The organism is Bacillus sp. PK3-067, from assembly GCF_056738645.1.
Window position 1 is genome coordinate 2,433,160 of sequence record NZ_CP096490.1, and the last position, 14,991, is coordinate 2,448,150.

At 31.1% G+C, this 14,991-nt stretch carries 13 protein-coding genes and 1 pseudogene; 9 read left to right on the forward strand and 5 right to left on the reverse strand.

Going from position 1 to position 14,991, the window contains the following annotated elements:
* Positions 1-3: 3 nt before the first annotated feature.
* Positions 4-141 carry a DUF3956 domain-containing protein gene (locus tag M1D73_RS12505; protein ID WP_000376554.1) on the reverse strand — a complete coding sequence of 46 codons (138 nt, stop codon included), beginning with the start codon at positions 139-141 and terminating at the stop codon, positions 4-6.
* A gap of 165 nt (positions 142-306) precedes the next feature.
* Between M1D73_RS12505 and M1D73_RS12510 the strand changes: the two are divergent.
* Positions 307-417, forward strand: a pseudogene (locus M1D73_RS12510) (DinB family protein); the annotation flags it as partial.
* A 60-nt stretch (positions 418-477) separates the two neighbouring features.
* Here M1D73_RS12510 and M1D73_RS12515 read toward each other — a convergent pair.
* The 3 genes from M1D73_RS12515 to M1D73_RS12525 all read right to left on the reverse strand — a co-directional run bounded on the left by M1D73_RS12515 (position 478) and on the right by M1D73_RS12525 (position 3,512).
* Complete coding sequence (locus M1D73_RS12515; protein ID WP_001160054.1) at positions 478-1,494, reverse strand: D-alanyl-D-alanine carboxypeptidase family protein; 1,017 nt, start codon at positions 1,492-1,494, stop codon at positions 478-480.
* Positions 1,495-1,669: 175 nt separating this feature from the next.
* Positions 1,670-2,827, reverse strand: a complete 1,158-nt coding sequence (locus tag M1D73_RS12520) for a sensor histidine kinase (protein WP_001243307.1) — start codon at positions 2,825-2,827, stop codon at positions 1,670-1,672.
* Positions 2,817-3,512 (reverse strand): response regulator transcription factor, encoded by a 696-nt coding sequence (locus M1D73_RS12525; protein ID WP_001038807.1) that lies wholly within the window; start codon positions 3,510-3,512, stop codon positions 2,817-2,819. The genes M1D73_RS12520 and M1D73_RS12525 overlap by 11 nt, the downstream gene beginning before the upstream one ends.
* Before the next feature lie 192 nt (positions 3,513-3,704).
* Here M1D73_RS12525 and yqeK point away from each other — a divergent pair, with 192 nt between their 5' ends.
* The 6 genes from yqeK to M1D73_RS12555 all read left to right on the forward strand — a co-directional run bounded on the left by yqeK (position 3,705) and on the right by M1D73_RS12555 (position 10,149).
* Complete coding sequence (gene yqeK, locus M1D73_RS12530; protein ID WP_000882449.1) at positions 3,705-4,313, forward strand: bis(5'-nucleosyl)-tetraphosphatase (symmetrical) YqeK; 609 nt, start codon at positions 3,705-3,707, stop codon at positions 4,311-4,313.
* A gap of 13 nt (positions 4,314-4,326) precedes the next feature.
* Positions 4,327-5,001 carry a DUF3885 domain-containing protein gene (locus M1D73_RS12535; RefSeq protein ID WP_001176117.1) on the forward strand — a complete coding sequence of 225 codons (675 nt, stop codon included), beginning with the start codon at positions 4,327-4,329 and terminating at the stop codon, positions 4,999-5,001.
* On the forward strand, positions 4,998-5,735 hold the full coding sequence (mtnN, locus tag M1D73_RS12540; protein ID WP_121868531.1) for a 5'-methylthioadenosine/S-adenosylhomocysteine nucleosidase: 738 nt from the start codon (positions 4,998-5,000) through the stop codon (positions 5,733-5,735). Before M1D73_RS12535 ends, mtnN begins: the two co-directional genes overlap by 4 nt.
* A 143-nt stretch (positions 5,736-5,878) precedes the next feature.
* Positions 5,879-6,727 carry a GNAT family N-acetyltransferase gene (locus M1D73_RS12545; protein WP_000617060.1) on the forward strand — a complete coding sequence of 283 codons (849 nt, stop codon included), beginning with the start codon at positions 5,879-5,881 and terminating at the stop codon, positions 6,725-6,727.
* Between the two features lie 191 nt (positions 6,728-6,918).
* Positions 6,919-7,293 (forward strand): hypothetical protein, encoded by a 375-nt coding sequence (locus M1D73_RS12550; protein ID WP_001059024.1) that lies wholly within the window; start codon positions 6,919-6,921, stop codon positions 7,291-7,293.
* Positions 7,294-7,467: 174 nt separating this feature from the next.
* Positions 7,468-10,149 (forward strand): M4 family metallopeptidase, encoded by a 2,682-nt coding sequence (locus M1D73_RS12555; protein ID WP_086404157.1) that lies wholly within the window; start codon positions 7,468-7,470, stop codon positions 10,147-10,149.
* Between the two features lie 333 nt (positions 10,150-10,482).
* Here the strand turns inward: M1D73_RS12555 and M1D73_RS12560 are convergent, their stop codons facing one another.
* The gene (locus M1D73_RS12560) at positions 10,483-11,709 is read right to left on the reverse strand and encodes a helix-turn-helix domain-containing protein (protein ID WP_000162828.1); all 1,227 of its coding nucleotides are present in this window, start codon (positions 11,707-11,709) and stop codon (positions 10,483-10,485) included.
* A 591-nt stretch (positions 11,710-12,300) separates the two neighbouring features.
* Here M1D73_RS12560 and M1D73_RS12565 point away from each other — a divergent pair.
* Both M1D73_RS12565 and M1D73_RS12570 read left to right on the forward strand, forming a co-directional pair.
* Entirely contained in the window at positions 12,301-13,962 is a 1,662-nt protein-coding gene (locus M1D73_RS12565) for a SpaA isopeptide-forming pilin-related protein (RefSeq protein ID WP_075677047.1), read from the forward strand.
* A gap of 87 nt (positions 13,963-14,049) precedes the next feature.
* Entirely contained in the window at positions 14,050-14,853 is an 804-nt protein-coding gene (locus M1D73_RS12570; RefSeq protein WP_168732378.1) for a class C sortase, read from the forward strand.
* Positions 14,854-14,991 lie beyond the last annotated feature (138 nt).

Here is a 14,991-nt window from a genome sequence, read left to right on the forward strand (position 1 = left end):
TAATTAATCACAGATTGGTATCCCAAGCACTCTTAGAGCTAATGCTACTTGAAGGGAAATCTCTAATCTAGCAATTTCAATACCAGCTACTGAAAGAACTAAAAAAGGTTGTCCGTTTACAAATACAACGCAACTATCCATAGTTAAGCCTCCTTTCTAGTAATCTACTATAGTATATGAGTAGAACTTTAAAGTGTAATAGTTCAATTGTTGGATTTAATAGAATTAATAGATTAACCCATTTAAACTAAACAAACGAACACAACGAAAGGAAACAGAGATGGATGTATGCCTCAAAACACATAGGTTTTAAGACATGTAATGGGATATTAAATTTATCATATTGGTCAGCTATCTATATGGGCGAGAGAGTTAAACTTGCAACCAGTTTCAGCAAATTTGCTTGGAAGAGGATGATAGAATTAAAAACCGACTTGCATCTCAAGCGCAAGTCGGTTTTATATATAAGAAGATTTCTTAATTGAAATCCTCGGATTTTTTCTGACGTATATGTAAAAACATTAAGGTGGTAATGATTAAAAAAATCATTATAGTTTGTATAATTAAATTTTTAAACTGAAGCAATATTGTCCAAGATGTAAGGGCGTCTTTAAAAGCCTGGAGTGCAGAGTACGAGGAAGGATCAAAACCATACTGGAGCAACTTTTTTGTTTCAATAAATGAAATGTTTTCTTCATCTGCATCTAATATTACTGAAATTAGTCTAGTATCTCCAAGTTTTGCTGTACTGACAAAACTATAATTACCGTTAGTTGAAAAACTAGTTTGTAAGCCATCAACACCTTGAAGTTTAATGTTTTCATTAAGGGAATATATCATTTTATTCGTATTGAAAACCTGGGAATCTTTGAAGGTAAATTGGTAAGAGGTTAGTTTCGTAATATTCAATACATCTGGAAAATCTTTTACTAATCGTGCTGCTAGTTTAGCTGCGTCTATCGCTGTTGTAGTTGATTGTTTATTTGTATTATTATTAATTCCAGTAGAGTTTAGAAATGGAGATGGTTGTAATAACTTTAGTTCTTTTGCTTTTTTATTCATTAATACTGTAAAGTTATCTTCATTTCCAGCAATGTGTTCTGCTAGGGCGAGTGCAGAACGATTATTCCCTGCCAGTAGCAATGCATGAAGTAAATCACGAACCGTTGTTTTATCATTCGATGTTACTTGTATAGGGCTTGTTTCTACTCGGAAAACTTCGTTACTTATTTGTACTAAGTCATCTAACTGTATTTTTCTATCATTTAGTTGCTCCAATACGATATATTCTGTCATTAATTTAGATAAAGCAGCTGATTGTACTGGAGTTTCTTCATTTTTTTTATAAACAATTTCACCTGAATTAGCATTTATTAAAATAGCTGATTTAGCTTGAATAATCGGACCATTTACATAAAGATAAAAATATAAAACGATAAGTGCAGTAATAAAAAAAGATAATAATAAAATAGCGAATTTCTTTAAGAATTGCATAAGCGATCCTCCTATTATGACATCAATAATAGTATTGTAAAAAGGAATGCTTAATTAGGAAGAAAGAAAAGGTAAAGAATTTCTAAAGAATTATAAAGGATTATTAAATTTAGGGTAATTATGGAAAAAGTTCAATTTCTTATATGGTAAGAAATTGAACTTTTTATTTGTAATATTAACATTTGTATGGGAGTAGTTTTACAGTGAATGTTGTTTTTTCGTCATCACTATATACTTCAATTGTTCCTTTATGCAATTCGACTATACTTTTTGCAATTGCTAATCCAAGTCCAGATCCACCAGTGTTTGTAGAGCGAGATTTCTCAACGCGATAAAAACGTTCAAAAATATGAGGTAAATCCGTACTAGGAATAGGTTGTCCGTAATTTGTTATATCAATTGTAATCATATTATTGCTTTCATAAGCAGTAAGGTCAATATAGCGACCTTCGCTTCCATAAGCGATAGCGTTTATAATAAGATTTTCAAACACACGCACTAATTTGTCACCATCAGCTAATACCATGAGCTTTTGAGACGGGAAAGAAGGCCGACATTCTATATTAGCTTCTTGAAATTGTATACGGAATTGAACAGTTAATTGTCCAAGTAACTCTACAATATCAATAGGAACAGAATACAAGCTTAATTCTTTATTTTGAACACGTGTATATTCGAACAAGTCATTCATTAATGCATTAAGACGAGTTACCTTATCGTAAATGACTTGAATATAGTATCGCAATTCCACTTCATCTCTATAATTATCATGATGGATTAAATTTACGTATCCAACTATAGAGGTAAGGGGAGTGCGTAAGTCATGTGATACATTTGTAATAAGTTCACTTTTTGCTTGTTCAGCTTGTCTTTCTTCATCAATGGAGACTTTTAATTGTTCAACAATTTCATTGACCCCGATTGCTAATTCTTCTAGATAATTATGATTTACAATAGAAACTTTATGATTGAAGTTTCCATTTGCAATATAACGAATTTCTTCTATCATTTTTTTTATACAAGTTTCATAATAAAGTTTTTTCTCGTGACGATAAAAAATGTAAAGATAGGATGAAAAAATAGAAAATAAAAACAAATAAGATACAATCATCATCCATAAAGACTCTTTAATCCCTTTATACTTTTCATAACCAAAAATTCGAATGAATTCTTTACCGAGTTCGGTTAGAGTAAGTGAACTTTCAATTACACTCGTAACGAGGCGATAAATAATTAATTCAGTAATAGGAGTGAGTGTGATAGCTAATAAAAGCCAAAAAATAAGTTTCCATTTAGGAATATCTTTTAATATATCAAATGCTTCATTTCTCAATTTTATAGCCAACTCCCCAAACAGTATGAATAAATTTTTCTCCATTTATTACTGTTTCAAGTTTATCTCGTAAGTTGCTAATATGGACCATTACCGTCTTATTTGAACCATAACCATCTTCATTCCAAACGCGTTCGAAAATTTCTTCTGAACTAAATACTCTTCCTGTATTACTCGCAAGTAAATATAAAATATCGAATTCAATAGAGGTTAGTTTAATGTACTCTCCATTTACTTTAACTGTATGATTATGTTTGTGTATTTCAACAGAGCGAATACGAATAATACCATCTTCATTCTTTTGCGAAGTAGCATTTTGGAAAGAGGATCTTCGTAATAAAGCTTTCACTCTAGCTACTAATTCTAATGGATTGAATGGTTTGATCATATAATCATCGGCACCTGTCATAAGGCCTAATATTTTATCCATATCTTCTGCTTTTGCACTAAGCATTAGAATTGGTACAGTATTATTTTCACGCACTTCCTGACAAACTTCTAATCCGTTTCGTTTTGGCATCATAATATCCAAAATCATAAGGTCAACTTCATATGTAGAAACCTTTTGCAATGCTTCATCGCCATCATAAGCTTTATAAATGTTATAGCCTTCATTTCGCAAATAAACAGCAAGTAATTCAACAATTTCTTTATCATCATCAATAATTAATATGTTTTTATTCATTGTGTAGTTCCTTTCCTTACAAATCATCAACATTACTATAATATCAAACATTTATGTACTTGTAGCGATGATTCTGTATAAAATTTCATGTAACGTATTAAAAAGGAGTAAAAAGATTAATATCGAATATAAAATAACAAAGATATTTAGATTCTACATTATAATGAAAGGTAGTTATAAGGGGGATTTTCTATGTTATGTAATGATAAATATTCATTTACTCCAACTGGAAAAATAGAAAATGATATTAAAGCTTTTCTACTAAAATATAATAAAGAGTTTACATATAAACATTCAATTCGTGTGGCAAATGAGGCAAAAAAGATTGCAGAAAAGTTTCACGTAGATAAAGAAAAAGCAGCAATTGCAGGATATTTACATGATATTAGTGGCATTTTTCCAAACGAGGAGCGGATTGCAGTTGCTGAAGAATTTGGTGTAGAAATAGTGGAAGCGGAAAGAAAGTTTCCTATGATTATTCATCAAAAATTATCGAGGGTAATCGCAAAAGAAATATTTAAAGTCGAAGATGAAGAGATTTTAAATGCAATTTGTTGCCATACAACGTTGCGTAAACATGCAACGAAGATGGATTTAGTATTATTTGTTGCAGATAAAATAGAATGGGATCAAAAAGGGACACCACCATATTTAATAGAAATAAAAAAAGGATTGGGAAAATCTTTGGAAAAAGCAGCTTTTGTATATATTTCATATTTGTGGGAAAGGAAAGATACATTGAAAGTTATACACCCGTGGCTAGAAGAAGCATATTGGGATTTAAAAAGAATTGTACAGTAGAAAGGACAAGGAAATGCAATTAAAAGAATATATGAATCAAACATTTCCAGAAGTTACATTAGGACCCTACTTATTATCTCAGTGGGAAAATCATTTGCATTTTGATTTCGGAAAAGATAAATATCAAATTGTAGAAGGAACCAACGATTTAAATATGGAATACTTTTCTCAACTATATACATATAATAAATTCTTATTTGAAGACATATTTTCAAAAGAAGATGTAGTGTTTGTAGTGACAAATGTTTATAGATTTAAAAAGGAAAACATAAAAACTCCACAGAAAATAAATGTATACAATAAATATATTAAGAAAAGAGATTTAAGATTTCATATAAGACAAGAAACATTACCGTTTCTATTTGAAGATGAAGAAGCAGAGTTATATTGTACATATCAATTTTCTTTAAAATGTCTCGTAGAAGATATTAAGTATGAATCGCTTATACAAGCTGCTAATCATGAGGATTTTTCTGATTTGTATCCTCGATTTGGACGAAAAAAAGAAATTTTTTATCCAGATGTATTTCTCATTAATGCAACGAAAGATATTGTCATGTTTATGTATGATGATAGAGGATGTGAAGTAATTGCGAAGAATAAAGAAATAATACGAGATTTATATAAGAAATACAAAGAATGGATTCCAGATTATGAACGAGAAAGTATAGATAACATATTTAAATGACAATAGGGGAAGTGAATCGTGTAATGAAACGTATTGCAATTGTATCTGCATGGGAACCAGAACTGACGTATTTGCATCAACATTATCCGAGTGAACGTGTTGAAAAAAGGGCAGCTTGGGAATTTCATTTTCATACTATTAATGAGCTGGAAATTATATCAGTTGTTACTGGTGTCGGTAAAGTAAGCTGCGCTAGTTGTGTACAATTGTTAATTAGTGAGTTTCAGCCAGATGAGTTGTTTATGACAGGAATATGCGGAAGTTTATCAAACAAGGTGAAAAACGGTCATATTGTAGTCGCACTAAACGCAATACAACATGATGTTACTGCTGCTGGTTCAGGGGAAGATGTTTTTAATTTATATAACGGTAGAACAGCACCTATTGAAACAACAAAATCACTTGTAAGAAGAATAAAAAAAATACGATCGTATGATCCGATACATTTCGGTACATTTTTATCAGGAGATCAACGTATTCGTAGTTCGGAAATGAGATATTTACTCCATACCGTATATGGAGCATTGGCAGTTGATCAAGAAGTAGCAGCTTTCGCCTATGTATGCCAAATAAATAAAAAACCATTTCTCTGTTTAAAAGCTGCTTCAGATCAAGCAAATGATAAAACGAAAGAAGAACAAAAAATCTTTAAAATGCTAGCATGTGAAAGAGCATGTGAGCATTTAATTGCTTTTTTACGTGTTTATGAGGTTAATGTAGTAAATAATAGATAGTTTGTTATAAAACAAATCAATAGTGAGTTATATGTAGGGAAATGTCCGCTTATTTCAAATTAAGAGCTGAAATTTATAATAGATGGAATATATTATATGGGTACACGTTGAGTTTAATATAAGCAGTTGGAGGGCAATTTTATATGATTCAATATAAAAGGTGTAGTGAAGTAAATATTGATTTAGTATATGAAGCTTTTAAAGATGGATTTTCAGATTACATTATTAAGATGGAGGTTTCAAAAGAGGATTTTATACAACGTTTTTTGGGACCAGAAGGTAATTTGCTAGAACATTCTTTTCTTGCTTTAGAAGAAGGCAAACCTGTTGGCGTAATACTAGGTGGTATAAAGGATTATGAAAGTATAAAGACTATGCGCTGTGGAACATTAGCGGTTCATCCTAATTACCGCGGTATTGGTGTAAGTCAAAAATTATTTGAACTGCATAAAGAAGAGGCGATTCAACATGGATGTAAGCAACTTTTTCTCGAAGTCATTGTAGGAAATGACCGAGCGATTCATTTTTATAATAAGTTGGGCTATGAAAAAGTGTACGATCTTTCTTATTATAATTTAAATGATTTGACTAAAATAATGAATAAAGATTGTAAGGATAGTGAAGTAAAACAATTAGAATTTCCAACTTTTAAAGATGAAATTCAGAAATGGTTAAACTTCCATATAAATTGGCAAAATGATATTGATTATATCAAAAAAACAAATAATGTATTTTATGGTGCATATGTCGATAATGACTTAAAAGGCTCTCTATGTGTAAATAAACAAGGTAAAATTAGTTTTATTTTCGTAGACAAAGATTATAGAAATATTGGTGTTGGGATGAAATTATTACAAGTAGCAAGAGAAGAATTAAATTTATCAAGTTTATCAATTGGGTTTCCTAACAATAATTTACTGGAAGGTTTTCTTAAGAAATGTGGATTTGAAAAGAATTCTTTAGCGCAATATGAAATGTATTTATTACTCTAAGAGCGGAAAGATTTATTCTTTTCGCTTTTTATTTTGCTGTTATGTTGGTAAATGCTCCGCAACTATAATTTATAATGAGAGGGATTTTGTTTATCCTTAAGTTATTTTTTAAATTGTCAATTTCATGCTAATAATTTTCTTTGTATAATATTCTAATTTTATGTAGAATAGATACGATGGGAGGGGATGAAATGAATAATGGATTAAAGTTTAAGATTTTTGAATTGCATTGTCTCGTTCAAAAGACTTATTCTGATATTAAAATAGCGTGTGATATTGCTATTTATCAAGAAAACACTTCTAAATATTTAATTTCATTAGGATTTTTAAATAAATCATATATGACTTATATAGAAGCAAAAAGATTCTATCGCGAAAATGAAGAGCTTGTAAGTGTAGAATTTGATAATTTCTTTGATATGTATGAAAAATTAGAAAACGAATTAAAACAAGTTATTTCAACTGAAGATAAAAATCCTTCATTGTTACATAGCAGACTTGATCAGTTTCAGCAGAAAGTTGAAAATATAAATGACCTAATAAAAGTATTGCAAAATGCTCGTTAATGAATGCTTTTTTCTGTTCGTATAGAAATTATGTATTAAAAACATTTTAGGGATATTACATATTGAAGAGGTGGCTTTTGTAGATTACAAAAGTCATCTTTTTATGTTAGGAATAGATTGTATACATTTTAGCAGTTTCATATAAATAATAGAAATTTATACGAGGTAAATATCATGGGAAATAAAAAAGAAATAGCTATAGTTGCATTAACAACAGGATTCGTTTTAACAAGTGTAACACCATATGGAGTAGGTCATGCAGAGGAACCTGGTCAAATGCAAGTTGAAATTCAAGAGGATTCGTTCCGTACAGGTGATCTGACACAACCATCAAAAAAGGCACCAGAGAATGTAGTGAAAGATGCACTTAAGGAAAATACGGAGCATGCTTTGTCTCCAAAACAAGTTAGTGCAGAAACAGGAGTAGATTACAAGGTTCTTCAAAAACGTGGTTCTTATGATGGAACTACACTTGTGCGCATGCAACAAATATATGAAGGAAAAGAAGTATATGGCCACCAGTTGACTGCTCACGTAGATAAAAAAGGTATTATTAAAAGCATTTCAGGAGCTAGCGCACAAAATTTAACACAAGAAGATTTAAAGAAACCTATTAATTTATCAAAAGAAGAAGCAAAACAATATATTTATAAAAAGTACGGAAACGATACTAAATTTATTTCTGAGCCAGAAGTTAAGGCAGTTATTTTTGTTGATGAAAATCATGGGCAGGCTAGCAATGCATATCAAGTTACATTTGCTGCTACAACACCAAATTATGTATCTGGAACTTATTTAGTGAATGCTCATAATGGTGAAATGTTAAAAGATATGGTACAAGAATCAAGTTTGAAAATAAGTGAAGAGTATGTTGAATCCGTTAAGGAAAATAAAACTAGCAATTTTACATCATTAACTGGAACAGGAAAAGATGATTTAGGCGTAACTCGTACATTTGGTATTTCTACACAGACCAGTGGGAATTATGCGCTTGCTGATTACACAAGAGGACAAGGAATTGAGACATATGATGTAAATTATAGAGATATTACAAATGAAGAAAGTTATTATCCTGGTATACTAGCAACTAGTGTTTCAACAACATTTAATGATCCAAAGGCGGTAAGCGCTCATTTCTTAGCAACAAAGGTATACGATTTTTATAAAGAAAAATATAAGCGTAATAGTTTTGATAATAAAGGAAAAAAAGTAGTTTCAGTTGTACATGCATGGGATTCTGGAGGGACAAATGATCCTGAAAATTGGGAGAATGCATTTAGTACTAATATTAATAACATTAGTATGCTTTTATATGGAGATCCCATGGTAAAAGCGTTCGATATAGCCGGTCATGAATTTACACATGCAGTTACATCAAGTGAATCTAACCTTGAATTTTCAGGAGAATCTGGGGCAATTAACGAGGCATTATCGGATATTATGGGAACGGCTATAGAGAAATACATAAATAATGGGGAATTTAACTGGACAATAGGAGAACAAACTGGATCGACTTTTCGTAATATGAAAAATCCAACTGCAATTAATTTTTCAGAAGGACTACCGTATCCGGATGATTATAGTAAATATAATGATTTAAATGGAGAGGATTATGGAGGCGTTCATTTTAACTCAAGTATTATTAATAAAGTTGCGTATTTAATGGCACAAGGTGGTACTCATAACGGTGTAAATGTAAATGGTATTGGTGAAGATAGAATGTTTGATATTTTCTATTATGCAAATACTGATGAATTAAATATGACTTCTAATTTCTCTGAATTGAAATTGGCATGCCTTAAAGTGGCAACTAATAAATATGGAGCGAACTCAATTGAAGTTCAAGCAGTCCAAAATGCTTTTGATGCGGCAAAAATTACAGGAACGGTGAAAGAGAACGAAAAAACAGCAGAAAACCAAGCTCCAGAGTTAACTGTACCGTTTACGATTACACTACGTGTAGGTGATACGTTTGATCCAATGAGAAATGTAAAAGCTGTTGATAAAGAAGATGGTGATTTAACAAATAAAGTAAAGCATAAAGGCGATGTAGATACTTCAAAACCAGGTACATACATTGTGGAATACTTGGTCGTTGATTCCCAAGGGAGAAATACAACGGCTAGACAGACTGTAATTGTAGAGGGAAATGGAGAAACATCAGATTTAGAACCTAAATTAACAGTGCCTGTTGGAGCGACAATTCATGTAGGAGATTCATTTGTTCCAATGGCAGAAGTATTAGCTATCGATAAAGAAGACGGCGATCTCACTTCTAAAATCAAAGTTGATGGTGAAGTAGATACAACTAAAGCCGGTACTTACGTATTAACGTACACGGTTACAGATTCTAAAGGTCATGAAGTAACGGCGAAGCAAACTGTAACGGTCAAAGTTAGAGAAGAAGTTAAAAATGATAAACCAATACTAAAAGTACCTGCTACAACTTCAATTACTGAGGGTGATCAATTTGATCCATTGGTAGGGGTATCAGCTACGGATAAAGAGGACGGTGACCTTATTTCTAAAGTAGCGTATGAAGGAACTATAGATACAACTAAAGCTGGTACTTATGAAATAATATATAGTGTTAGAGATTCCGTGGGTAATGAGGTAAATGCAATACAAAAAGTATTAGTGAAAGATAAAGAAACTAGCAAAGCTAATGGCCTTGCTAATAAGGAAAATAAGAGTAATATCTCAAACAACAGTAATAGCGATAAAAAAGAATATACATATAAGGAGCTACCAAAGACGGGTGTAAGTACAACTAACAGTGCAGCAATCGGCATATTGATGATTATTACAGGCACAGTACTCACTTTTGTTCGCAAATTTAGAAAGATACAAAAATAATAGTAGGGATCATTCGTTTGAAGAAAAGAGTTCATTATTCAAAAGAAATAAAGTAGAAAGTAAGTAAAACAAAATATGGATTTTTTACTTAATAAGATTTTAGTAGTTAAGCGGTGCATTTGGCTTCTATAAAAATTTGTAGTTGGATCATGTTCTGTCTACAAAACTACATTACATAAAAAAACACGTTACTATTCTCATTAAAATATAAGAATAGTAACGTGTTTTTTGGTTTGGAAAAAGCATAAATCCTATAGTTCATGAATCTGGGAGTGCTTCTAATCTGCCATTGATGAGTTACTGAAAACATTTTGTTTTAATGGAAGTTTCACTCTAAATGACAACATGAGATTTCCGATATTTACCAGGCGTTTCATTGGTGAATTTTTTAAAAATTTTAGTGAAATAACTTTGATCGCTAAAATTAAGCGAAGCGCATATGTCTGATAAAGGATAGGTGGTGAAAGTTAATAATTTCTTTGCTTCTTCGATTCGTTCACGTTGAATGTACTCAATTAATGAAATACCGACTTCTTTTTTAAATAATATAGATAAATAATCTGAATTCACATTTGCAAATTTAGCAACTTGTTTAACAGATATTGGATTGTAAATATTTTTAAAAATGTAGTTTTTGCAAATAGCAATAGTCTGTGAATGTTGCTGTGTTTTTTGTGCCTTTACACGGTCTGCAAAGGTACAAAAAGCATTTTTTAATAAATCCCAAACAGATTCTTTGTCTTTTAAATCTTCTGTTCTTTGAATATGTAAATCATAAATTTTGTAAGCAATCCCAGATGGAAGTCCCCCTTTTATCGCATATCTAGTAGCGAGCGTGATGGATGAAATACAAATGTTTTTATGACGTCTTAATTGATGGAATGAAGATAAAGATGAAAGAGTCTCTTGTTGGAATTCGTAATAATATTTGAGTACGGTTTCTTTATCCCCGTGTTCTATAGAACTAAGTAGTTGCTGCTCTATATATAAATTATGATAAATGGATTCGTCTTTTTGCATTGAAATATATACATCTTCGTTTAAGATGCTGCTATGACTTATATGAAGTGAGTCACTGTTATTTGAAAAGGTGCTTACATCTGAATTTTTTTTATAGAGAATGTTATAGAACAATATCGCTATATTTACAAAGAAATTTTGATCTTTGACTGACAATGAAAAATAATGGTCTCTTGTTCTTTTATAATTTGGAATAAAATTAAGGTTACTATCCGCTTTACTTGTAGAAGAATTCACATGTGTCAAGGGCCCAATAATAACAGTACCGTTCACCATATAATCGCTCTTTATGTGAATTAAAATAAAGTGCCCTAGATATTCGTGAGTTCTGAAGATGGGGGAATTATATGTATCATTTCTCTGAAAAAGCATATGTAACTCTTCTATTTTTGATGTATATAAAGAATGTGAATCATTTTTTGATTTAAATTCTAAAAGAATATTTTTGTTACAATCTAAAAAACAAACTGGAATTTCGAAAGATTGAAAAAACATATTGCAAATGTACTCTATCTCAACTAGACTGAGTTTTTTAGTCATATTCTTCCTCCTTACAGTTATGCGTAATAGTTAAATAAACATATATTCCTTTTTCATAAGTAGATACGGAAAACCTTTATCAATAAAAAATATAAATAAAAGTTATAAACTTCTAAGAATAATACCATAATTTAACATGAATAGCACATATTATTTGAATATACAGGTAATAGTTTTGGACAGTAACGTAAAATATGAATCGTCACACTTATTTGTTGGTTATTACTTATATGTATTAAAAAATGATTAAGATTGGATTTTAAATCGGGATAGGAAGTGAGAAATGAATAGATTGACAGTAAGTGAATAGTCGAAATTAGCGGTGAAAGCTATTATGTAACAAATGTAATGATTCTTGAAATAGGGATATACGTGTAATTTAGGGGAGAAAATTACATATATCATGTGGAGAGACAACGTAATAATAGAAGATAAGAAAAGTGAATAAGTGATTGTAAACAATGGATTGTTGGACGACTATGTTTTATGTTATTCGTTTAAATCTGATACTTGGCACACTATTGCTTTTAAGAAGGTAATAGTAATAAAGAAATTTTTAAAATGATAGAAGTAGTAAAGGGGATAAGAGAAATGAAAAAAATATTTAGTGTGCTTTTAGTGTTATTCTTAACATTTTCTACATGGTCTAGTGTATTAGTAAAGGCAGATTCACCATCTAAAGGTACTTTAACGATTCATAAGTATGAACAAGAAAAAGATGGAGCGCAGGGACTAGAAGGTGACGGTTCTGCAAATCAAGAGGTGCCAAAGGATGTGAAACCATTAAAAGGTGTAACGTTTGAAGTAAAAAGGGTTGCTTCTTTTGAAAAAATTTCAAACGATGGGAAAATCGTAAAAGAAGACGTGAAACCTGTAATGGGAGCCACTCCAAATCAAGTAGTAACAGATGATAACGGACAAGCTGTATTAAAAGATCTTCCGCTAGGACGTTATGAGGTGAAAGAAGTGGCAGGACCTCCACATGTTAATCTAAATCCCAATACGTATACAGTGGATATTCCATTAACAAATAAAGAGGGTAAGGTGCTAAACTATGATGTTCACATGTATCCCAAAAATGAGATTAAACGTGGTGCAGTGGATTTAATAAAAACTGGTGTAAATGAAAAAGCATTAGCAGGTGCAGTATTCTCTTTATTTAAAAAAGACGGTACAGAAGTGAAAAAAGAGTTAGTAACAGATGCTAATGGTCATATTCGCGTGCAAGGATTGGTGTATGGAGAATACTATTTCCAAGAAACAAAAGCTCCGAAAGGCTATGTAATAGATCCAACTAAACGTGAGTTTTTTGTTAAGAACTCCGGAACAATTAATGAAGATGGAACTATTACTTCTGGTACAGTAGTTAAATTAGAAGTGAAAAACTATGAAGAACCAACAATTGATAAAAAGATTAACGGAAAATTGGAAGCGTTACCAATCAATCCGTTAACTAATTATAATTATGATATTAAAACATTAATTCCAGAAGACATTAAGGAATATAAAAAATATGTGGTAACAGATACTTTGGATAATCGTTTAGTGATTCAAGGAAAGCCAATCGTGAAAATTGATGGAGCAGAAGTAAATGCAAGCATTGTAGAGGTAGCTATAGAAGGTCAAAAAGTAACAGCTACAGTAAAAGATTTCACAAAATTAGATGGTAAAAAAGAATTTCATTTGCAAATTAAATCTCAAGTAAAAGAAGGAGTACCATCTGGTTCGGAAATTTTCAATACAGCAAAAATACATTTTTCAAATAAAAATGATGTAATTGGAGAAAAGGAATCTAAACCCGTAGTTGTTATTCCGACAACTGGAATAATTGAGTTAACAAAAATTGATGGTGCTAATAAGAATAAATTAAAAGGTGCAGAGTTTGTACTTAAAGATAATAATGGAAAAATAGTTGTCGTAGCAGGAAAAGAAGTAACAGGTGTATCAGATGAAAATGGTGTTATTAAATGGTCTAACATTCCATATGGAGACTATCAAATTTTTGAAACGAAAGCACCAACATATACAAAAGAAGATGGTACAAAAGCATCTTATCAATTATTAAAAGACCCCATTGATGTAAAGATTAGTGAAAATAATCAAACAGTTAAATTGACGATTGAAAATAATAAAAGTGGATGGATTCTTCCGGTAACGGGTGGTATAGGAACGACTCTTTTTACTGTAATAGGCCTTACTTTAATGCTTACAGCGGCATTTGTTTTCTTTAGAAAAAAGTTTGCTAGAAATTAAGATTTTAGGAACATGTAACCATATGAAAAGGGGAGAAGCAAAATGCTTTCCTCTTTTCGATATTTAAGCGTATACAGAGGTGGAAATATGAAACGAAATCTTGTTTTGGGAGGTATTTTCTTATTTGGATTAGGTATTTTTTTATATCCTACTATTAGTAATTGGTTGGCGACCCGTGCACATTATTCTGAGATTAGCTCTTACGATAAGAAGATTAAAGCATTACAAAAGAAAGAAGTCGAACGTAGGGAAAAAGAAGCAGCCGAATATAATAAACAAGTTCAAACTTCTGCGAAAACATTTACAGATCCATTTTCTGAAAAAAAAAGTAATCATCAAGCGTATGCTGATGCGTTAAATTTAGGAGATGTAATGGGGTATATTGAAATATCGAAAATTAATATAAAACTGCCAATCTATCAAGGGACCTCTGAGGAAGTATTAAGTCGCGGGATAGGTCATTTAGATTTTTCTTCGCTCCCGGTAGGTGGAGAAAATACGCACACTATTTTAACAGGGCATCGTGGTTTACCATCAGCAAAATTATTTACAGATTTAGATAAGTTGAGTGAAGGAGATCTTTTTTATATTCATTCTTTAGACAAAGTTCTTGCTTATAAAGTAGATCAAATTAAAGTAGTGTTACCACACGAAATGGAAGATCTACAAATTGTAGAAAATAAAGATTATACAACTTTAATTACGTGTACGCCTTATGGAGTAAACACCAATAGATTGCTAGTTCGAGGTGAGCGTGTGGAGTTAAACGAGAAAGAAAAACAAAAAGTGAGTACAGAGATATTTATGTTTAATAAGTGGACTGTAATAGTTCCACTCCTATTGTTATGTGTGTTTATAGTCGTAATTTATAAGAAAAGGTTTACTCGATAGAATGTATGTATTTATCCTGCATTAATGGGAAGTGGGACCGTAAATTCAGAGATAAGTAAAGAAGGTATATAGGGGATTGAAGTAAATCATCATTAATAAAAATTTCATTTTATTCGACTATAGAAAAAATACGGTAAA

What these genes read in the sequence shown, in the direction of transcription:
- M1D73_RS12505 (WP_000376554.1), bottom strand. Translation starts at nt 141, where the DNA reads ATGGATAGTTGCGTTGTATTTGTAAACGGACAACCTTTTTTAGTTCTT.
- M1D73_RS12515 (WP_001160054.1), bottom strand. Translation starts at nt 1,494, where the DNA reads ATGCAATTCTTAAAGAAATTCGCTATTTTATTATTATCTTTTTTTATT.
- M1D73_RS12525 (WP_001038807.1), bottom strand. Translation starts at nt 3,512, where the DNA reads ATGAATAAAAACATATTAATTATTGATGATGATAAAGAAATTGTTGAA.
- yqeK (WP_000882449.1), top strand. Translation starts at nt 3,705, where the DNA reads ATGTTATGTAATGATAAATATTCATTTACTCCAACTGGAAAAATAGAA.
- M1D73_RS12535 (WP_001176117.1), top strand. Translation starts at nt 4,327, where the DNA reads ATGCAATTAAAAGAATATATGAATCAAACATTTCCAGAAGTTACATTA.
- mtnN (WP_121868531.1), top strand. Translation starts at nt 4,998, where the DNA reads ATGACAATAGGGGAAGTGAATCGTGTAATGAAACGTATTGCAATTGTA.
- M1D73_RS12545 (WP_000617060.1), top strand. Translation starts at nt 5,879, where the DNA reads ATGATTCAATATAAAAGGTGTAGTGAAGTAAATATTGATTTAGTATAT.
- M1D73_RS12550 (WP_001059024.1), top strand. Translation starts at nt 6,919, where the DNA reads ATGAATAATGGATTAAAGTTTAAGATTTTTGAATTGCATTGTCTCGTT.
- M1D73_RS12555 (WP_086404157.1), top strand. Translation starts at nt 7,468, where the DNA reads ATGGGAAATAAAAAAGAAATAGCTATAGTTGCATTAACAACAGGATTC.
- M1D73_RS12560 (WP_000162828.1), bottom strand. Translation starts at nt 11,709, where the DNA reads ATGACTAAAAAACTCAGTCTAGTTGAGATAGAGTACATTTGCAATATG.
- M1D73_RS12565 (WP_075677047.1), top strand. Translation starts at nt 12,301, where the DNA reads ATGAAAAAAATATTTAGTGTGCTTTTAGTGTTATTCTTAACATTTTCT.
- M1D73_RS12570 (WP_168732378.1), top strand. Translation starts at nt 14,050, where the DNA reads ATGAAACGAAATCTTGTTTTGGGAGGTATTTTCTTATTTGGATTAGGT.